Source organism: Tenacibaculum sp. 47A_GOM-205m (assembly GCF_000518405.1).
GTDB classification, from domain to species: domain Bacteria; phylum Bacteroidota; class Bacteroidia; order Flavobacteriales; family Flavobacteriaceae; genus Polaribacter; species Polaribacter lutimaris.
In genome coordinates this window covers 176,832-196,649 of record NZ_KI912431.1, presented here as the reverse complement: position 1 = coordinate 196,649, position 19,818 = coordinate 176,832, and the positions used below count along the sequence as shown (strand labels likewise).

20 protein-coding genes are annotated in these 19,818 nt (G+C 32.5%); 7 read left to right on the top strand and 13 right to left on the bottom strand.

Annotated features, from left to right (window positions below; all coding sequences use genetic code 11):
* Positions 1 to 20 precede the first annotated feature (20 nt).
* From N534_RS15470 to N534_RS0113010, 7 genes are all read left to right on the top strand, one after another.
* On the top strand, positions 21 to 521 hold the full coding sequence (locus N534_RS15470) for a hypothetical protein (protein WP_028892900.1): 501 nt from the start codon (positions 21 to 23) through the stop codon (positions 519 to 521).
* Between the two features lie 138 nt (positions 522 to 659).
* Positions 660 to 827, top strand: a complete 168-nt coding sequence (locus N534_RS15220) for an Arc family DNA-binding protein (protein ID WP_081728321.1) — start codon at positions 660 to 662, stop codon at positions 825 to 827.
* 96 nt (positions 828 to 923) lie between these two features.
* Positions 924 to 4,124 (top strand): hypothetical protein, encoded by a 3,201-nt coding sequence (locus tag N534_RS0113030; protein WP_028892899.1) that lies wholly within the window; start codon positions 924 to 926, stop codon positions 4,122 to 4,124.
* A gap of 25 nt (positions 4,125 to 4,149) precedes the next feature.
* Positions 4,150 to 6,069: a S9 family peptidase gene (locus N534_RS0113025; protein WP_028892898.1), complete on the top strand. Its 1,920-nt coding sequence runs from the start codon at positions 4,150 to 4,152 to the stop codon at positions 6,067 to 6,069.
* Positions 6,070 to 6,207: 138 nt separating this feature from the next.
* Positions 6,208 to 6,867 carry a DUF2490 domain-containing protein gene (locus N534_RS0113020; RefSeq protein WP_028892897.1) on the top strand — a complete coding sequence of 220 codons (660 nt, stop codon included), beginning with the start codon at positions 6,208 to 6,210 and terminating at the stop codon, positions 6,865 to 6,867.
* 41 nt (positions 6,868 to 6,908) lie between these two features.
* Positions 6,909 to 8,216 carry a DUF819 domain-containing protein gene (locus tag N534_RS0113015; protein WP_028892896.1) on the top strand — a complete coding sequence of 436 codons (1,308 nt, stop codon included), beginning with the start codon at positions 6,909 to 6,911 and terminating at the stop codon, positions 8,214 to 8,216.
* A 40-nt stretch (positions 8,217 to 8,256) separates the two neighbouring features.
* Positions 8,257 to 8,961, top strand: a complete 705-nt coding sequence (locus tag N534_RS0113010; RefSeq protein ID WP_028892895.1) for a DUF4369 domain-containing protein — start codon at positions 8,257 to 8,259, stop codon at positions 8,959 to 8,961.
* Between the two features lie 66 nt (positions 8,962 to 9,027).
* On the opposite strand, the gene N534_RS0113005 is transcribed toward N534_RS0113010, so the two are convergent.
* The 13 genes from N534_RS0113005 to N534_RS0112945 form a co-directional block, all read right to left on the bottom strand.
* Complete coding sequence (locus N534_RS0113005; RefSeq protein WP_028892894.1) at positions 9,028 to 9,864, bottom strand: universal stress protein; 837 nt, start codon at positions 9,862 to 9,864, stop codon at positions 9,028 to 9,030.
* 85 nt (positions 9,865 to 9,949) lie between these two features.
* Complete coding sequence (locus tag N534_RS0113000; RefSeq protein ID WP_028892893.1) at positions 9,950 to 10,648, bottom strand: sulfite exporter TauE/SafE family protein; 699 nt, start codon at positions 10,646 to 10,648, stop codon at positions 9,950 to 9,952.
* The gene (locus N534_RS0112995; RefSeq protein WP_369791962.1) at positions 10,648 to 11,115 is read right to left on the bottom strand and encodes a FixH family protein; all 468 of its coding nucleotides are present in this window, start codon (positions 11,113 to 11,115) and stop codon (positions 10,648 to 10,650) included. Before N534_RS0112995 ends, N534_RS0113000 begins: the two co-directional genes overlap by 1 nt.
* 73 nt (positions 11,116 to 11,188) lie before the next feature.
* Positions 11,189 to 12,610, bottom strand: coding sequence for a cytochrome c oxidase accessory protein CcoG (ccoG, locus tag N534_RS0112990; protein ID WP_028892891.1), 1,422 nt, complete (start codon positions 12,608 to 12,610; stop codon positions 11,189 to 11,191).
* Between the two features lie 31 nt (positions 12,611 to 12,641).
* A complete protein-coding gene (locus N534_RS0112985; RefSeq protein ID WP_028892890.1) occupies positions 12,642 to 13,562 on the bottom strand; it encodes a cbb3-type cytochrome c oxidase N-terminal domain-containing protein in 921 nt (306 codons plus the stop codon).
* A gap of 14 nt (positions 13,563 to 13,576) precedes the next feature.
* Positions 13,577 to 13,744, bottom strand: a complete 168-nt coding sequence (locus N534_RS0112980; protein WP_028892889.1) for a cytochrome c oxidase subunit IV — start codon at positions 13,742 to 13,744, stop codon at positions 13,577 to 13,579.
* Positions 13,745 to 13,749: 5 nt separating this feature from the next.
* Entirely contained in the window at positions 13,750 to 15,951 is a 2,202-nt protein-coding gene (ccoN, locus tag N534_RS0112975) for a cytochrome-c oxidase, cbb3-type subunit I (protein ID WP_028892888.1), read from the bottom strand.
* 33 nt (positions 15,952 to 15,984) lie between these two features.
* Complete coding sequence (gene ccoS / locus N534_RS15215) at positions 15,985 to 16,149, bottom strand: cbb3-type cytochrome oxidase assembly protein CcoS (RefSeq protein ID WP_073184498.1); 165 nt, start codon at positions 16,147 to 16,149, stop codon at positions 15,985 to 15,987.
* Between the two features lie 112 nt (positions 16,150 to 16,261).
* Positions 16,262 to 16,597, bottom strand: a complete 336-nt coding sequence (locus tag N534_RS14840) for a hypothetical protein (protein WP_051435929.1) — start codon at positions 16,595 to 16,597, stop codon at positions 16,262 to 16,264.
* Between the two features lie 89 nt (positions 16,598 to 16,686).
* Positions 16,687 to 18,048 (bottom strand): oxygen-independent coproporphyrinogen III oxidase, encoded by a 1,362-nt coding sequence (hemN, locus tag N534_RS0112960; RefSeq protein ID WP_028892887.1) that lies wholly within the window; start codon positions 18,046 to 18,048, stop codon positions 16,687 to 16,689.
* Between the two features lie 51 nt (positions 18,049 to 18,099).
* Positions 18,100 to 18,798 (bottom strand): purine-nucleoside phosphorylase, encoded by a 699-nt coding sequence (gene deoD, locus N534_RS0112955; protein ID WP_028892886.1) that lies wholly within the window; start codon positions 18,796 to 18,798, stop codon positions 18,100 to 18,102.
* Between the two features lie 19 nt (positions 18,799 to 18,817).
* Positions 18,818 to 19,483: a deoxyribose-phosphate aldolase gene (gene deoC / locus N534_RS0112950; protein ID WP_028892885.1), complete on the bottom strand. Its 666-nt coding sequence runs from the start codon at positions 19,481 to 19,483 to the stop codon at positions 18,818 to 18,820.
* A 2-nt stretch (positions 19,484 to 19,485) separates the two neighbouring features.
* Positions 19,486 to 19,818 carry a cupin domain-containing protein gene (locus N534_RS0112945; RefSeq protein WP_028892884.1) on the bottom strand — a complete coding sequence of 111 codons (333 nt, stop codon included), beginning with the start codon at positions 19,816 to 19,818 and terminating at the stop codon, positions 19,486 to 19,488.

Sequence of the window (19,818 nt, the reverse complement as noted above, 5' to 3'; positions counted from 1 at the left end):
GACTAAAAGAAGGTTAAGTAATGAAAGTTTTTAAAGAAGAACAACGGTTTACACAATTATGGTTATTAGTAATTTTAGCCGTAAGTTTAATTGTCCCTGTTACTCTTATCATCAAAGAGTATACACAAAAAAACTCCACGATGAGTTCAACAGAGTTTGCACTTACTCTTCTTGGTATTGTAGTTTCTTTCGCTTTCATTTTTATTTTTAAACTAACTACAAGAATCGATGAGTATGGAATTCATTATCAATTTTTTCCTTTTCACTTTTCATTTAAAAAAATAGCTTGGTCTGAAATTAATAAAGCATATATCAGAACCTATGATCCTATTGGTGAATATGGAGGATGGGGCTTGAAAGGCGGATTACTCTGGAATAAAAAAAAAGGAACTGCTATTAACATTTCAGGAACCATTGGTATTCAACTAGAACTTAAAAACGGAAAAAAGTTATTGATAGGAACAAAAAAAGAAAGAGAAGCTAAACATGTATTAGAAAACTATCAATACAAAATCAATTAATAATGATACAAGTAATAACTATTACAATAGTATATATTTTAACCTTTATAATGTCTTTACTGTAAATTAAAAGAAATTTGAAATTGTATTTTTGCAACCATTTTAGCGTTTCAAAAAAACACTATTATAAAACACAACATGGCAAAAAAGAAAGCTTTTGCACTCCGCATTAATGAAGATATGTTAAAAGCCATTGAAAAATGGGCTTCAGATGAATTTCGATCTACCAATGGGCAGATTGAATGGATGCTTATGCAAGCACTTAAAGAAGCCAAAAGAGAACCTAAAAAGAAAGAAGAAGAATAACAAATCTTAAGAACTTGTTAAAAAAAACGTCCAATTTTATTGGGCGTTTTCTATTTTGTACATTGTACAAACTTAAATTACAAGCAACTAACTATTATGAAAAAACTTTTTTATCTCCTATTTATAACCTTCTCTTGTGCTGCTTTTTCTCAAGAATTCTCAATGGATTTAGTCAAAAACATGAAACCAAGAAATATTGGTCCTGGTGGAATGAGCGGACGTGTAACAGCCATTGATGTTGTAGAGTCAAATCCTGATATTATGTACGTTGGTACAGCTTCTGGTGGAGTTTGGAAATCTACTTCTGGTGGTATTAAATGGCAACCTATTTTCGATAAAGAGGTAACTGCCTCTATAGGAGCCTTAGCTATTCAACAATCAAACCCAAGCGTTATTTGGGTAGGAACTGGTGAAGGTAACCCTCGTAACAGCTTGAATGGAGGTTACGGAATTTTTAAATCCTTAGATGGTGGAAAATCATGGAAATCAATGGGTTTAGAAAAAACACGTCACATACATCGTGTAGTTATACACCCAAACAATCCGGATGTTGTATACGTAGGCGCTATCGGATCTCCTTGGGGAGAACATAAAGAACGTGGTGTATATAAAACTACCGACGGTGGTAAAACTTGGAAACAAATTTTATTCAACAATAACAAAACTGGTGCTGCTGATTTAATTATGGCCCCATCCAATCCTAATAAACTAATAGCAGCTATGTGGGAACACAAACGAGATCCTTGGTTTTTTAAATCTGGAGGTGAAGGAAGTGGTTTATACATTACCCATGATGGTGGTGACAACTGGAAAAAAATCACCGATAAAGAAGGTTTCCCTAAAGGAGAGTTAGGTCGAATTGGTGTAGCAATTGCACCTTCTAACCCTAATACTGTGTACGCTTTAGTAGAAGCAAAAAAGAATGCGTTATATAAAAGTGAAGACGGAGGATTTACATGGAAAAAAATAAATGATAAAAAAGGTATTGGAAATCGTCCTTTCTACTACTCTGAAATTTATGTTGATCCTCAAAACGAACATAAATTATATACAGTTTTCACCTACATAAATGTTTCTATTGATGGTGGTAAAAACTTTAAACAATTAATGCCTGCTTATGGTGTTGATAACGGAATCCATCCAGATCATCACGCGTGGTGGATACATCCTAAAGACGGTAGTTTTATGATTGATGGTAATGACGGAGGATTGAATATAACAAGAGATGGTGGTAAAACATGGCGTTTTATTGCTAACTTGCCTATTGCCCAGTATTATCATATTAATGTTGATAACGAATTTCCTTACAATATATACGGAGGAATGCAAGACAATGGTTCTTGGCGAGGACCTGCATATGTATGGAAAGACCAAGGAATTAGAAACTCTTATTGGCAAGAGATTAGTTTTGGTGATGGTTTTGACGTAGTTCCAGACAAAGACAATTCACGTTATGGATGGACAATGAGTCAACAAGGTTTCGTATCTCGTTACGATTATGAAACAGGAAACAATTACACGGTTCGTCCTACGCATCCAGATCCTGATGTAAAGCTACGTTTTAACTGGAACTCCGCTATTAATATTGATCCATTTGATAATTCAACTTTATACTTCGGAAGTCAGTTCGTGCATAAATCAACCGATAAAGGACTGACTTGGAAAGTTATTTCTCCCGATTTAACTACCAATGACAAAGCTAAATTGAATCAACATGAAAGCGGTGGTTTAACCATGGATGCTACTGGGGCCGAAAACCATTGTACTATTTTAGTAATCGAACCTTCACCTTTAGAAAAAAACATGTTATGGGTGGCTACGGATGATGGTCAGGTACACATCACTCAAAATGGTGGTGCAACTTGGACAAATGTTGCTAAAAACCTAAAAGGGTTACCAGAAAATAGTTGGATAACACAAATAAAAACATCTAATAAAAACAAAGGAGAAGCATTGCTAGTTGCTAACGATTATCGTCGTTTTAACTACAAACCTTATGCCTACCGAACAACAGATTACGGAAAAACATGGAAACTTATTGTAGATGAAAACGATGTAGAGAGTTTTACGTTAAGTATTATTGAAGATCCTATAGAATCTAACCTACTCTTTTTAGGAACTGATGACGGACTATACATCTCTTTAAACGCTGGTGAAAAATGGACAAAATGGACAGAAGGTTTTCCCACTGTTCCTGTAAAAGATTTGGTGATTCACCCAAGAGAACACGATTTGGTTATAGGTACATTTGGTAGATCAGCTTGGGTATTGGATGATATTCGTCCATTAAGAGCTTTAGCTAAAGACAAAAATATTCTTACAAAAAGTATCGAATTATTTGAACCTCCTATTGCTTATCAAGCAGCATATCAACAACCAACAGGTAGTCGATTTGGTGCAGATGCTATTTATAATGGTGAAAACAGAAGTCGCGGTGCTTTAGTGCAATTTTACATCAACAAACCAAAAGTAAAAGAGAAAACTGATAAAAAAGAAGACACTAAAAAAACAACTCAAAAAGAAGCTGAAAATACAATAAAATGGGATTCTATTAAATTTGAAATTTTTGATGGTAATCGGTTAATTAGAACATTAAAAAGAAAAACTCCCAAAGAAAATGGAATTCACAAAGGAGTTTGGTTTATGGATGAAAAAGGAGTAACTAGACCTTCAAGAACCATTAGAAATCAAAAAAATGAGCCTAGTGGTGTAAAAGTAAAACCAGGTACTTACAGAATTAAAACTACGTTTGGAGATCAAGTTTCTGAGCAAAATATCACGGTAAAATTCGATCCTAGACTAACTATTTCTCAAACGGCTATCAATCAAAAATACGATACAGGTAAAGAGCTCGAAAAGTATCAAAATATTATTGCAGATGCAGTTAAACAATTGGTTGAAAGTAAAGACATAGCTAATAGTTATAAAGCTAAGTTTACTAAAAAAGACAAAAAAGCCTACAAAGAGCAAATAAAAAATTCAACTGAAACTATTAAAAAAATTGATCGCTTACTTGATATTTACTTTGGCAAAGTTGATAAACGTCAAGGAATTATTCGTAACCCCGACCCTACAGTTACCCAAAGATTAGGTACGGCTAATTGGTATGTAAATAGTAGATTTGGTGAACAAACCGCTACTGAAAAACAATTAATCAATCAATTTAAAGGAGCTTTTAAAGAAGCCATTCAAAAAACCAATGCTTTTTTTGATAAAGACTGGAAAGAATATAAAGTTGAGGTAGAAAAAATAGATTTATCTCCGTTTAAAGAAACAGAAAAATTTTCTGTAGAATAAATTCAAATTAACTAAACCTTATATAATGAAAAAAATAATCGTACTACTCGCTATAACTATTATAGCAAGTGCTTGTAAAAAGGACCAAAAAAAGCCATCAGAAATTGGTGAAACACTTAAAGAATACTCTATCGAGCAAATGATGGATAACGAAAGTGTTTTAGGAGGAAGTTTTTCACCTGATAATTCAAAATTACTCGTAACCAGTAATCGTTCGGGAATTTATAACATGTACACAGTTTCTACAACTAACGGAGAATTTGAACCAATAACAAAATCGGACAGTTCTTCTGTTTTTGCAACCTCATATTTTCCAAAAGATGAAAGAATGTTATTTAGAATGGATAATAATGGAGATGAAATTTATCATATCTTTTTAAGAGAGCTTGATGGCAACATTAAAAATTTAACACCAACTAAAGGTGCTAGAGCTGGATTTTTTGGCTGGGCAAAAGATGAGAAAAGCTTCTTTTTTACTTCTAATAAAAGAGATAAGCGTTTCATGGATCTATATGAAATGGATCTTGAAACTTTCACTCCTACCATGATTTATGAAAATAAGGAGGGTTATAACGTAGCAGCAATATCTAATAATAAAAATATTTTAGCGCTAAGTAAAACTGTTAACACCAACGATAGTGATCTATTCTTGTTTGATAGAACCACTAAAGTAATCACAAAAATCAATCTAACATTGAGTGGTAATTCAGCTGCTGATTTTTCTATTGATGATACTGATTTTTACTATACAACAGATGCAGAAGGTGAATTTGCTACCTTAATGAAATACACCATTAGCACCAATGAAACAGAAAAAATATTAGCTAAAGATTGGGATATTTCTGGAAGTTATTTTACCAACAATGGAAAATATAGAGTTACCTATATTAATGAAGATGCAAAAAATGTAATTGAAGTTTTTGATGTTGCTGAAGGTAAAAATATAACCTTACCTAATGTTAACGGAAAAAGTATAACTAGCGTTGGTTTTTCTAGAGATGAAAACATGATGCGTTTTTATGCAGGAGGTTCTAACTCTCCATCAAACCTATATGTGTACGATTTAGCAACTCAAAAACAAACACAACTAACAGATGTACTTAACAAAGATATTAACCCTAATGACTTGGTAGAAGCAAAAGTAATCCGTTACCCTTCTTTTGACGGAGTAACTATTCCTGCTATTTACTATCTACCTCATCAAGCCACAGAAGATAATAAAGTTCCTGCTTTAGTTTGGGTTCATGGAGGTCCTGGAGGGCAATCACGTCAAAACTTCAATTCTAGAATTCAATATTTAGTGAACCATGGATATGCTGTATTAGCTGTTAATAATCGCGGAAGTAGCGGATATGGTAAAACCTTTTTTACTATGGATGATTTAAACCACGGAGAAAAAGATTTGCAAGATTGTGTAGAGGGTAAAAATTGGTTAGCAAAACAACCAGAAATAGACGCTGAAAAAATCGGAATCATTGGTGGTTCTTATGGTGGTTATATGACAATGGCTGCATTAACCTATACACCTGAAGAGTTTGCTGTTGGTGTAAACATTTACGGAGTTACAAACTGGATGCGCACTTTAAAAAGTATTCCATCATGGTGGGAATCTTTTAGAGAAGCTTTATACAAAGAATTAGGAAACCCTTATTCTGCCGATTCAGTAAGGCTTAAAAGAATTTCGCCTTTATTTCATACAGATAAAGTAACCAAACCATTAATGGTATTACAAGGAGCTAAAGATCCAAGAGTTTTACAAGTAGAGTCAGACGAAATTGTAGCTGGAGTTAAGAAAAATGGTGTTCCTGTAGAATATGTTCTTTTTGATGATGAAGGGCATGGTTTTGTTAAAAAAGAAAATCAAATAGAAGCAAACAGTAAAATTTTACAATTCTTAGACACTTATTTAAAGAAAGAAACTCCAATTAAAAACGATGAATTATAAATAAACTCAAAGAACTTTAACAGTATAACTTTTTATAAAAATTATCGAGTTTATATTTTTGTCAGCATAACATAAAATCTCCTGCATATTCATTCATGTAGGGGATTTTTAATATCACAAAGAACCACAACTATTATTATGCGAAAATTATTCTTATTAATTATCACTTTATTTTCATTAAACAGCTTTTCTCAAAATCAACCTAATCCAACCAAAGAACTTGGTGTATGGTATATGTACAACGGATCTCACCAAATTTCAGATAAATTCGGGTTAAAATCTATGGCACATTTCCGTTTCTTTGAAGTAGGAGACGACATGCAACAATTCATCGGACGTTTAGGAGCTAATTATAAATTCAATAAAAATATAAATGCTACTGTAGGGTATGCCTTTTTAAACACCGATGAAACTTTTGATATTAATGCTGGTGACTTTAACGAACATCGTATTTATGAAGACCTAAATGTAAAGCATAAAATAGCTAGCTTAAATTTAGCACATCGCTTTAGAGGTGAACAACGTTTTTTTAAATCAACCACTGGTAATTTCTTTCGATATCAATTAGCCTTAAGTCATCCTATTGATGAAAAATGGTCTACTTACATATATAATGAAACTTTTTTAGATTTTGAAGGTGAAGCATATAATCAAAACTGGTTTGGAGCTGGTTTTAAATATAAAGTTTCTGATATTATAAAACTTCAAGTAGGATATCAGTTAATCAATGTTAACAATGTTGGCTATTTTAATAGAATTCAATTGGGAATTGCAATTACCACAGATCATAGAAAATAGAACTAACTATTATTTCATACTTTAGCGACAAATTTTTTTAGATGGAAGCACCTCTTTTTACAAACGATGCAATCGTTTTTGGTATTTTAATGATTTCTTTAGGTTTTGTTTTTTATACAGAATCACAAACCTCAGGATTTTGGCATAAATTTTATAAAATAGTACCCGGTTTATTCATGGCCTATTTTATTCCAGCAATATTTACTACTCTAGGAGTTATTTCTCCTGAATGGGAAACTACAAATGCAGCTGGCGAAGTGGTAAAAAACAAATCACAATTATACTATGTATCTAGTAGATTTTTATTACCTGCAGCCTTAGTTTTAATGACTTTAAGTATTGATTTAAAAGCAATTTTTAACTTAGGTTCAAAAGCATTAATTATGTTTTTTACAGGAACCATTGGAATTGTTATTGGAGGCCCTATCGCTATTTTATTAATCTCTACTGTTTCTCCTGAAACTGTTGGCGGAGCAGATTTTGATGCTGTATGGAGAGGTTTATCTACCCTTGCTGGTAGTTGGATTGGTGGTGGTGCTAACCAAACCGCAATGTTAGAAATTTATAAATATAACCCTGCTAAATATGGAGGAATGGTATTTGTTGATATCGTTGTGGCTAATATTTGGATGGCAATTATTTTAATTGGAATTGGTAAAAAAGATAAAATTGATAAGTGGTTAAAAGCTGATACTTCTGCTATTGAAGACTTAAAAGAACGTGTTTCTAATTTCACACAAGGCGTACGTAGAAATCCTACCTTAACTGATTTCATAATTATGTTAGCTATCGCTTTCGGTACTGTTGGTTTTGGTCATTTTGCTGCAGGATATTTAAGCGAAATTTTTGCTTCTATTACTGCTAGTATGGAATCTCAAACATGGCGAAATATCTTTTCATTTTTAGGATCAGGATTCTTCTGGTTAATTAGTATTTCAACAATTGTAGCAATACTTTTATCATTTACAAAAGCTAAAAATTATGAAGGTGCAGGTGCTAGTAAAATTGGTAGTATTTTTATTTATGTATTAGTAGCAACTATTGGTATGAAAATGGACTTAACTTTAATTTTTGACAATGTAGGTTTAATTGCTATTGGATTAGTTTGGATGGCAATTCATGCTGGGTTATTAATATTGGTAGCTAAATTAATCCGTGCTCCATATTTCTTCTTGGCTGTAGGAAGTCAAGCAAATGTTGGTGGTGCTGCTTCTGCTCCTATTGTAGCACAAGCTTTTCACCCATCATTAGCTACTGTAGGTGTTTTATTAGCTGTTTTTGGATATGCAATAGGTACCGTGGGAGCAATTCTCTGTACAATTTTAATGGAAATAGCCTCAAAAGTTTAAGAGAAATCTGCATATTTGCAACAGACAAATTTTGAATTCAATGAAGAAAATTATTGCTCTTTTCGCAATAGCACTTGTAGCTTTTGCCTGCTCCTCTAAAAAAGAGGGAAACATGATAGTTAAAGGTCAAATCAAAGGACTAAAAAAAGGTACTTTATATCTTCAAAAAATGAACGATACCTTATTAGTATCTGTTGATTCTTTAGCTTTATTAGGTGATGACAAATTTATTTTAACCGATAATGTAGAATCTCCTGTAATGTACTACCTTACTTTTGATGGTAACACAACCAACAAACACATTATGTTCTTTGGTGAAGAAGGTGAAATTACCATAAATGATAATATTGAAGAATTTGGTTTTAAACCTGAAATTAAAGGTTCTAAAAACCAAGAAGTAATGGATGAGTATCGTAAGATAAATCAGAGGTTTTTAGAGCAACGTTTAGATTTTGTAAAAAAAGAAGTAGAAGCTCGTCAATCTCAAGATGAAGCTCAAATACAGCAAATAGAGGAAGATTATAAAAAAATGATACGTCGTCGTTTCTTATTTTCTACAAACTTTGCCATTGCTAATGCTGATAGCGAAGCTGCCCCTTACATTGCTTTATCTGAATTATACGATGCTAACATTCAACTTTTAGATACTATCAACAATAGTTTAACAGATAGAGTTAAAAGCTCTGAGTACGGGAAACGTTTACAAAAATTTGTAAGTGATATCAAAACAAAAGAAGGTAAATAATCCTTTCTTTATCATAATATAAAAAAGCTCATTCAAGTTTGAATGAGCTTTTTTATTTCTATTTTATTATATCTTAAAAGACATTACTGGTAATTTACTGTGGTTTGCAATGTCTTCAGAAATACTTCCTTCAAAAAAGTGAGCTACACCTTTTCTACCATGTGATGCTACAACTAACACATCAACATCTATTTTATCTGCATAATAAAACACACCTCTTTCTACTGAGTAATCTGAAACAATTTTCACCTTTTTCATTCCTTCCTCAGGACTCTCGTTGGTTTGTTTAAAAAATCGCTCCATTCTTTCTTCCAACTCTTTTGTACTTTTAAACTTAGATGTAGGAGTACTTACATATATTAGTTCTACCTCTTTTTCTATATCATTAAAGAAAGTTTTAGCTTGCATATATGGTTTTACATCATCGTCAGAAAAATCACAAGCAAACAATACCTTTTCAATTTTTTCTGTTATTGGTTTTTCTTTAACTACTAGTACAGGAATATGAGCATAACGAATTACTTTTTCGGTGTTAGAACCTATAAACATTTCTTTTAATCCGCTAACTCCTTTAGACCCCATTATAATTAAATCTGCTTTTTCTTCTCTAGCTAAAAGATCAATTTCACTAAAAATTTTAAAATGCTTAATGATTGGTGTTACTTTCACACCAGATAAATACTCTTTTTTTAAAAATTCAGTGAGCTTCTTCTCCGTTAGTTCTAAATAAAATACCATTTCTTGTTGTATGTAACTTTCTGACTGACTAAGTACAGCGTTTGAAAGTTCTAACATATGTACAACTACTATTTCAGCATTAGTTTCTTTTGCAAAAAACACAGCTGTTTGTAGCGCTTTTTCAGAATATTCGGAGAAATCAACAGGAACAATTATTTTTTTCATGATTTGTTTAGTTTTAAAGTTTAATACACTTTATAAAGTTACCTAAACTTTCTCATTTAAACCATGATATTTATCATTAAAGCTCTTAATGACAACCTTCTACTGAATTATGTAATTCAGTAACTGGTAATGGAGACACATAAGGAATTCCTAAACCCAACCCTCTTAATACAAACAAGATTCCTATGAAAACAACTACGAAAGGAATGGCTTGTTGAATTCTTTTTCTAACCAATCCATTAGCAAAATTACCTACGTATACCACAGCTGTCATTAAAGGGATGGTTCCTAAGCCAAAAAGAAACATATACAAACTACCTGATAGCATGTTATTGGTAGCTAAAGCTCCAAAAACAGCCATATACACCAATCCACATGGAAGAAATCCGTTTAAAAAACCTATAGTAAAAAACGTATCATTTCCTTTTTTCTTTAACTCTTTTCCTAAAGAAGATTTTACTTTCATTACCAATTTATTAATAGGTGCTGAAAAATTATACTTTTGAAAAGTTTTAGGTAATAAAATTACCAAAATCATTAAAACACCTACAATAATAGAAAGTTGCTGTTGAAATCCGAAAAAGTAAAACCCTTTTCCTAACAACCCAAATAGCAAACCTATTAAACTATATGTAAACAAGCGCCCTAAATGATAACTGGTAATTTGGAAGAACTGTTTTACTTTGTTTGTTCTATTTACTGGCAACATAAAGGCTATAGGTCCGCACATACCTATGCAGTGAAAACTTCCTAATAGCCCAAATATAATTGCTGAAAGAAACATTAGTAAACCAATTCTTTCTGAAATAAATAATCTTTATTTTTGTAGTTCCAGGAAACGGTTATGTTCCAACGACCACCCAACAAACGGTTCTCAGGCACGAGCAAATATGTTTCGGAAAGCGAAATAGGCATTTCGAAATCCAATTGTTTATCAGATGGTCTGTATAGGAACACTTTTCCTTTAATATCTTTAGGGTTAAAGTCTGTTGGAAAATAGACTTTAATTCCTTCTGATACTTTTTCTATTTTAATATTTTCTTTTAATGCTTTCGCATTTTTTGTAGCATTTATTTGATTTTGAACTTCCAACTCTTGTTGATAGTACTTTTCTGTTACTAAATCGTGGTTATAATTTTTACCTGTACTCATCGTTATTACGAAATACATGATAAACCCTATAAACCCTATAATTGCTATTACTATACCCGTGCCCCAGTTTAGTTTCATTTTATTTTGTTTTTGTGTCATTGAGAAAAAATGTAGCAACTTATTTATAAACTAAGTGATTACTTCACCTTTCTTCCTCTTAATGACGATATTTTTATCTATAACTTCTTGGTCCTAAAAAGTTGGTAGTTGTTGTTTCAATAAGTTTATCACCACTATATACTCCAATTTTTAGTTTTTCTTTTTCATCTTTCATTTCAGATTGATGTAACTCTATAAACAAAGTACCTTCAGCCAATCCTTGTTTAGGAACTTCAAAATTTTGATGTGTTACCGTTTCTATTGTTCCTTTATGTGACAATAATTTGTAACTCACATCATCAATCTCTTTAGTTGTTTTATTTACTACTTTATAGGTGTAAATATTACTAATTATTCCGTTTTCTTTATGTTGATACAATTGCCCTGGTAAACGTAAAATTGTAGCTTCAACATCATTTCTTAAAAACAGCATCCCTATTAAAATTCCAATTAAAATGAATAATACAGCTGAGTATCCTTTCATTCTTGCAGTAAACTTAAAAGGCGCTTTTTTTACAATGTTTTCTTCGCTTGCATAACGGATTAATCCTTTTGGCAAGCCTACCTTTTCCATCATATGATCACACTCATCGATACAAGCTGTACAATTTACACACTCTAACTGTGTTCCGTTACGAATATCAATTCCTGTAGGACATACATGTACACACTGAAAACAATCAATACAATCTCCTTTACCTGATGCTACCCTATCTTCTTTCTTATTAAACTTTCCTCTTCCTGTCTTTCCTTCTCCTCTTACATGATCGTAAGCAACATTTATCGTTTTATTATCTAACAATACTCCTTGTAATCTACCATAAGGACAAGCGATAATACACACTTGTTCTCTAAACCAAGCAAAAATAAAATAGAATACTCCTGTAAAAATTAATAAAGAAATTAACGTACTAAAATGATCTAACGGATTGCCTGTTATATAACTTATTAGCTTATCACTTCCTATTAGATACGCTAAGAAAACGTTTGCTATAATAAAAGAGATGATAAAAAAGACTACCCATTTTAAAATTCTTTTTCTTATTTTTTCAGCATTCCATGCTTGTTTAGCTAATCGTATTTGTTTTCCTCTATCTCCTTCAATTAAATACTCTATTTTTCTAAAAACCATTTCTAAAAAAATGGTTTGTGGGCAAATCCATCCACAAAAAATTCGACCAAACACAACAGTAAATAGAATGATAAACACCACTCCTATTATCATTGAAATTACCATTAAATGGAAATCTTGAGGCCAAAAAGGAAAACCGAAAATGTTAAACTTACGTTCTAAAACATTAAATAGTAAAAATTGGTTTCCGTTAATTTTTATAAAAGGAGCTAATAATAAGAATGCTAATAAAAAGTAGCTTACATAACTTCTGTATTTATAAAACTTACCGCTTGGTTTTTTTGGAAACACCCAAGCCCTTTTACCTTCATCATTTATAGTGCCTATACTATCTCTAAATTGTTCGTTTTTGGGTGTTTCCATAATCAACTATTAAAAACTAATTTGTAACTATTTATTGAATACTATCTTTTGGTTGTTCGTCAGGTTCAGCTACAGCAGGAGCTGCTCCTTCTTCTTTATATAACTCTCCTTGAGGTTCTTTTGGCTTTGCAGGAGTAGTTCCTTGCATAGAAATTATATAACTCGCTACTTTTTGAATATCAGCTGGTTTTAAGGTTTTATTCCAAGCTACCATCCCTTTACCGTCTCTACCTCCATTAGCAATAGTGTTGAAAATATTTTTCATACCACCACCTAAAATCCAATATTCATCGGTTAAGTTTGGTCCAATACCACCTCCACCATCAGCAACGTGACATGCTGCACAGTTTAGGTTATATACTGCCTTACCTCTACTTAAATCTCCTGCATCTGTTAAAACGGTTGCTGTTTCTGCATCAATAACAGCTTCTTTTGAAGTTGATTTGAACGCTGCTAATTCTCTTTTTGCTTCAGCAACTGCTTGTGCATATTCCATTTCTTGGTTATCTGCACCTAATACATGATATCTTACTAAATATACCGCTGCAAAAATGATTGTTGCATAAAACATATACAGCCACCACGGTGGTAAGTTATTATCTAACTCTTTAATTCCATCATAGTTATGATCAAGAATAATTTCATCTTCTTGCTCAACTGCTTTAGCCTCTGTCCACCTACTAATAAGCTTTTTAGCCCAAGCCCAGTTATCAACTTCTTCTGGTTTAACTCCGTCTTTTTCCATTTGAAGTTGCTCTGCTCTTTGTTGCGCTACAATGTTTAAAGCTTCTTTTAAAACTACCACGGTTATAAGCCCTACAATTGCTATCCAAACTAATGGATGTTCATACAGACTAAATGGATTTTGGTACGATTTAATTGCAGTAGCAATAGCAAAAAAGGTTACTGCAACAAAAATGATATATACTATAGATTGAAAATATTTTTTCATCTTGTTAAATTTTACTAATTATCTAAAGGTAATTCACTTACACTACTTATATATTCTTTTTTGGCTGTAAACACCCACCAAAACAACACTACGAAAAATGTAAAGAATATGGTTAGTGAAATAATTGGGTATATTTCAATACCTGCAATTGTTTCCATATGGTTTTTTACAAACTTTAACATAATTTCTAGTTTTTAGCGCTTAATTGATCTTCAACATCTTTTACTTTAATATCGGTACCTAATCTTTGTAAATAAGCGATTAAGGCTACGATTTCTCTATCCTTCATTTCAATAAAAGTTTGTCCATTCTCTTGAGCATACTTTTTATCAGCTTCATAATTTGCTTTGAAATCAGGATCAGCATACAAGTTCTCTTGAATTTTCATTCCTTGAGCATCCATACTTGCTTGTGCATTCGCTATATCTTCATCTGTATATGGAACCCCTAAGCTTACCATAGCTTTCATTTTACTTTCGGTATCGCTCTTATCTAACTCATCTCTTACTAACCATTGGTACGCTGGCATAATAGATCCTGGTGATGTGCTTTGTGGATCATACATATGGTTTAAGTGCCAACTGTCGTTATACTTACCTCCAACTCTTAATAAATCTGGTCCTGTACGTTTAGAACCCCATAAGAATGGATGATCGTATACAAACTCTCCTGCTTTTGCAAATTCTCCATAACGCTCTACTTCTGATCTGAATGGACGTACCATTTGTGAGTGACATCCAACACACCCTTCACGGATATAAATATCTCTACCTTCTAATTCTAAAGGTGTATATGGTTGTACACTTGTTATAGTTGGAATATTAGATTTTACTAATAATGTTGGTATAATTTGCACAACACCTCCAATTAAAATAGCTACAGTAGCATAGATAGTTAATTTTACTGGTCTTCTTTCTAACCAAGTGTGCCATCCTTCATTTGAAGTTCTATGTTTAGATACTTTAGTTAATGCAGGTGCTTCTGCTAATTCATCAGTTACTCCACTACCTAATCTTACAGTTTTAACGATGTTATATAACATTACAAATGCTCCAAGGATAAATAAACTTCCTCCGATAGCACGCATCCAGTACATTGGAATAATTTCATTTACTGTTTCTAAGAAGTTACCATATGTTAAGGTTCCATCAGGGTTGAATTGTTTCCACATTGATGCTTGTACAAACCCTGCTACATACATTGGTAATGCATACATGATAATACCTAAGGTACCTATCCAGAAATGGAAGTTTGCTAATGCTGTAGAGTATAATTTTGTTTTAAACATTCTTGGTACTAACCAGTATAACATACCGAAAGTTAAGAATCCGTTCCATGCTAAGGCTCCTACGTGTACGTGAGCAATAATCCAATCACTAAAGTGTGCAATTGCATTTACATTCTTTAATGATAACATTGGTCCTTCAAACGTTGCCATACCATACCCTGTAATTGCAACTACCATGAATTTTAATACTGGGTCTACCCTTACTTTATCCCAAGCTCCACGAAGTGTTAGTAGTCCGTTGATCATACCTCCCCAAGATGGTGCAATTAACATTACAGAGAATGCCACTCCTAAATTTTGAGCCCAATCTGGTAATGATGTATATAATAAGTGATGAGGCCCTGCCCAGATGTAGATGAAAATTAACGACCAGAAGTGTACAATAGATAATCTATATGAATATACCGGACGGTTAGCGGCTTTAGGAACAAAGTAGTACATTAACCCTAAGAATGGAGTCGTTAAAAAGAATGCTACAGCATTATGCCCGTACCACCATTGTACTAATGCATCTTGAACACCTGCGTATACTGAGTAACTTTTCATAAAACTTACAGGTAATTCTAAACTATTAAAAATGTGTAATACCGCTACGGTTACAAAAGTTCCTAAGTAGAACCAAATTGCTACATATAAATGGCGTTGTCTTCTTTGTAAGATTGTCCAAATCATGTTTGCTCCAAAAGCTACCCAAACTAATGCTATGGCTATATCAATTGGCCATTCTAATTCGGCATATTCTTTTGAAGTTGTATACCCTAACGGAAGTGTTATGGCTGCTGCAACAATTATTAACTGCCATCCCCAAAAGTTAAAGTTACTTAAAAAATCACTCGCCATACGCGCTTTCAGTAATCGTTGTAGTGAGTAGTAAACCCCTGCAAAAATGGCATTTCCTACGAATGCAAAAATTACTGCATTTGTATGTAATGGTCTTAAACGCCCAAAACTCAACCACGAAATTCCGTCAGTTAAATTTGGGAATAAAAACATAAAAGCCAATAACAATCCTACTGAAAAACCTACTATTCCCCATAGTAAGGTTGCGTAGATGAATTTTTTTACGATCTTATTATCGTAATAAAATTGTTGCATTTCCATAATCTATTTGAATTTAATATCTATTGTTAATTGTTAGTTCTTTGTTTCTTCTTTTACCAGTTCATCATCAAACAACATGCGAACTGATGGCGTGTACGAGTCATCGTACTGCCCTTTTTTTACTGAAACAATAAATGCTATAAAGAAAATAATAGCCACTAAAATACTTAGTGATAGTAGTAAGTAAATAACGCTCATATCTTGCCTGATAATTATAGTTCAAAGGTAACTGTGAAGGTTTTCTTAAAATATGACTTTTGTCATGTTTGAGTTTTTTTTGAAAAAAAATAAAGAGAACGAAAAGTTCTCTTTATTTAAGTAATCTTTGTAAACCCATTAGAAGATTTTTCTCTAAAATAGCGTAGCTACCATCTGATAGAAATAATTCTTTTATTTCTTCAAATAGCTTATTTACTTCTTCTTTACCGTAGTTTAATTTTTTGAGTGATTTATTAATTTTTTGAATGCTAGCATAGTCATTGTCTTTTTCAAACTCTTTATGCATCTTCTTATACGTTTCTTGATTTGTTCTTAAAGAAATGGCTTCGAGTTCTTCTTTTGTTTCTTTAAAATCTGCATTAATACAATAGATAAAAAGATAGGTATGTAGCTCTTCCTTTGACCAATTTACTTCAAATGATTCCATAACGCCTGGTTTTTAGGTTCACTCAAATTTAATCATTTTTTTAGTAAAAACACAACAACACTCATCATAAAACATTAACTACCAATAAATTAAATAGTCATTGAAAATAATTTTGTTTCTGGTTGTTTTTCATGTAATTTCTTGTCAAATGCCATACAAATATTACGCACATAGGGTCTTGCCTTCTCAGGAACTGTTAACTTTTTCCCTTTAATAGAAACCAACCCATCATCTATCATTTCTTTTAACTTTCCTATATGTGCTTCTACATTTTTTATCTGTAATTGCTCTTCTTCCCACGAGGTGGAGAAATGACACATAATATTTAAAATATGTTTTCTTATTATTAAGTCTTCTTCTGATAATATATGCCCTCTAAACACAGGGATTTCTCCTTCGTTCACAATTTTTTCGTACTCTTTTACAGTTTTTACATTTTGTGTAAATCCGTACCAAGAATCAGAGATTGACGACATTCCTAAACCTACCATTAACTGTGTTTTGTTAGCGGTGTATCCCATAAAGTTACGATGTAGTGTTTTTTCTTTGGTAGCTTCATATAAGCTATCAGTAGGTAATGCGAAATGATCCATTCCAATTTCTACATAGCCCATTTCGGCAAATAATTCTTTACCTATTTCATACAACTCGCGTTTTTCTTCATTTTTAGGCAAGTCATCTTCATTAAATCCACGTTGCCCTACTCCTTTTACCCATGGAACATGCGCGTAACTATAAAATGAAATTCTATCGGGTTCTAATTCTTTTGTTTTATTAATGGTATAAATTACGTTTTCTTTTGTTTGGAATGGAAGTCCAAATACTAAGTCGTGACTGATAGACGTGTAGCCTATTTCTTTTGCCCAATTGTGTACTTTTTCTACGTTTTCAAAAGGTTGTACTCTATGAATAGCTTCTTGTACTTTTGGATTATAATCTTGTACCCCAAAACTTACTCTTGTAAAACCTAAATTGTACAATGTTTGCAAGTGTTCTTTTGTAGTATTGTTTGGGTGCCCTTCAAAACTAAATTCGTGGTCTGGGTGTTTTTCAGCATTGATAAAAATTCCATCAATTAACCTTTTTAATTGTTTCTCTGAAAAGAATGTTGGCGTTCCCCCTCCTAAATGTATTTCTTTTATTATAGGTGTTTCGTCAACTAAATCAACATATAACTGCCACTCTTTTAAAACGGTTTCTATATACGGATCTTCCATTTCATGGCGTTTTGTAATATGCTTGTGACAAGCACAAAACGTACATAAACTCTCACAAAATGGTAAATGAATATATAAGCTAATTCCTTCTGAGGAATTGCTTTCTATAAACGAACGCTTAAAAGTTTCTATCCATTTTTCTTTTGAAAATGTTTCGTTATCCCAATATGGAACTGTTGGATAGCTTGTGTACCTAGGTCCTGGAATGTTATATTTTTGAATAAGTGAGTTCATGTTCTTGATAATGTTTTGTTTCATTCTTCAATAAAATCACTCTAACTGACATTACGCCAATTCTAGAGCAATTTCAATCATTTCTTTAAAGGTTTGTTCTCTTTCATCGGCTGTGGTTCTTTCTCCTGTAACCAAACTATCTGAAATGGTTAAAATTGATAATGCATTTACTTTATGCTTTGCTGCAACTGTATACAATCCGTTGGTTTCCATTTCAACACACAACACACCATAATCTGCCCATTTTTTATAGCTTTCAAATTCATCTGCATAAAATTCATCTGAGCTTAAGATGTTTCCTGCTTTTAGTGGAATTCCTTTTTCTTTTGCTGCATCTACGGCTTTTTGAAACAACTCAAAACTTGCTGTTGGCGCAAAATCGGCTCCATTAAAACGGATGGTATTTAATCCTGAATTGGTAGAAGCTGCCATAGCAATAACAATGTCTCGGATTTTTACTTCTTTTTGATACGACCCTGCAGAACCTACTCTTATTAAGTTTTTAACCCCATATTCATTAATTAATTCATGAGCATAAATTAAAGCAGAAGGAATTCCCATTCCTGTTCCTTGTACGGAAATCCGTTTTCCTTTATAGGTTCCAGTGAATCCTAACATACCTCGAACATCGTTATAACAAACTGGATTTTCCAAAAACGTATCTGCAATCCATTTTGCACGCATGGGATCACCTGGTAATAAAACAGTTTCTGCTATTTCTCCTTTTTTTGCTTCAATATGCACGCTCATAGTTTTAGGTTTTTAAAATTTAATATTCGTTGTTATCAGAAGTTCCTTCAGTAATTAATGAAACCCCAGAAGAAGTTCCCAAACGAGTTACTCCCATTGCTATAAACTTCAACGCAGTCTCCACATCTCTAATTCCTCCAGCAGCTTTTATTTGAGCTTTTCCGTCTACGACACTATCCATTATGGTTACGTCTTCAAAAGTTGCTCCTCCTGTTCCAAATCCTGTTGATGTTTTTACAAAATCAGCACCAGCGTTAACAGCTAATTGACTTGCTTTTTTTATCTGTTTTTTTGACAAATAGCAATTTTCAAAAATTACCTTTAAGGTATTTTCTCCTATCGCTTCTTTAATTAATCGAATTTCTTTTTCAACATATTTTTCATCACCTTCTAACAGCTTTCCGATATTGATAACCATGTCAATTTCTGATGCTCCATTTTTTATACAATCTTTGGCTTCAAAAACTTTAGCTTCGGTAGTCATTGCCCCTAAAGGAAACCCAATAACTGCAGCAATTTTCACATCCGTTCCTTCTAATTCTTTTGCTGCAAGTTCTACATAACAACCATTTACACAAACCGCATAAAAATCATACTCCTTCGCTTCATTACACAGCTTAACGATATCAGCTTTTGTAGCAGTAGCTTTAAGTAAAGTATGATCTATATATCTATTCAACCTCATAATTAAACTTCTTTTACTCTGTTTACTGAATCTGATTTAGATAAAGTTAAACGAACAACACTATCTTCTAAAGCTGTTAGGTTATGTATAACTTTTGCCTCTAGAGAAATTATATCTCCTGAATTCAATTTCTTAACTTCATTATTTACACCAAAATTAATACTTCCTTTAAGTACTTGAACAACTATAGGATATGGTGCTTTATGATCTTTCATTACCTGATTTTTCTTAAAAACTATTCTTATTTCTTTTGAAAAATCGGTTTCTAACAATAAAGTAATAGCTACTTTTTCTTCATTGTACTGTATATCATTTAAAAATGCTGCTGTTTTCAT

Coding starts and splice junctions, on each gene's coding strand:
- deoC (WP_028892885.1), bottom strand. CDS start 19,483: ATGAGGTTGAATAGATATATAGATCATACTTTACTTAAAGCTACTGCT.
- N534_RS14840 (WP_051435929.1), bottom strand. CDS start 16,597: ATGGAATCATTTGAAGTAAATTGGTCAAAGGAAGAGCTACATACCTAT.
- N534_RS0112945 (WP_028892884.1), bottom strand. CDS start 19,818: ATGAAAACAGCAGCATTTTTAAATGATATACAGTACAATGAAGAAAAA.
- N534_RS0113030 (WP_028892899.1), top strand. CDS start 924: ATGAAAAAACTTTTTTATCTCCTATTTATAACCTTCTCTTGTGCTGCT.
- ccoG (WP_028892891.1), bottom strand. CDS start 12,610: ATGGAAACACCCAAAAACGAACAATTTAGAGATAGTATAGGCACTATA.
- N534_RS0113005 (WP_028892894.1), bottom strand. CDS start 9,864: ATGAAAAAAATAATTGTTCCTGTTGATTTCTCCGAATATTCTGAAAAA.
- hemN (WP_028892887.1), bottom strand. CDS start 18,048: ATGAACTCACTTATTCAAAAATATAACATTCCAGGACCTAGGTACACA.
- N534_RS0112985 (WP_028892890.1), bottom strand. CDS start 13,562: ATGAAAAAATATTTTCAATCTATAGTATATATCATTTTTGTTGCAGTA.
- N534_RS15220 (WP_081728321.1), top strand. CDS start 660: ATGGCAAAAAAGAAAGCTTTTGCACTCCGCATTAATGAAGATATGTTA.
- ccoS (WP_073184498.1), bottom strand. CDS start 16,149: ATGAGCGTTATTTACTTACTACTATCACTAAGTATTTTAGTGGCTATT.
- ccoN (WP_028892888.1), bottom strand. CDS start 15,951: ATGGAAATGCAACAATTTTATTACGATAATAAGATCGTAAAAAAATTC.
- N534_RS15470 (WP_028892900.1), top strand. CDS start 21: ATGAAAGTTTTTAAAGAAGAACAACGGTTTACACAATTATGGTTATTA.
- N534_RS0113015 (WP_028892896.1), top strand. CDS start 6,909: ATGGAAGCACCTCTTTTTACAAACGATGCAATCGTTTTTGGTATTTTA.
- N534_RS0112995 (WP_369791962.1), bottom strand. CDS start 11,115: ATGACACAAAAACAAAATAAAATGAAACTAAACTGGGGCACGGGTATA.
- N534_RS0113000 (WP_028892893.1), bottom strand. CDS start 10,648: ATGTTTCTTTCAGCAATTATATTTGGGCTATTAGGAAGTTTTCACTGC.
- N534_RS0113010 (WP_028892895.1), top strand. CDS start 8,257: ATGAAGAAAATTATTGCTCTTTTCGCAATAGCACTTGTAGCTTTTGCC.
- N534_RS0113020 (WP_028892897.1), top strand. CDS start 6,208: ATGCGAAAATTATTCTTATTAATTATCACTTTATTTTCATTAAACAGC.
- deoD (WP_028892886.1), bottom strand. CDS start 18,798: ATGAGCGTGCATATTGAAGCAAAAAAAGGAGAAATAGCAGAAACTGTT.
- N534_RS0112980 (WP_028892889.1), bottom strand. CDS start 13,744: ATGTTAAAGTTTGTAAAAAACCATATGGAAACAATTGCAGGTATTGAA.
- N534_RS0113025 (WP_028892898.1), top strand. CDS start 4,150: ATGAAAAAAATAATCGTACTACTCGCTATAACTATTATAGCAAGTGCT.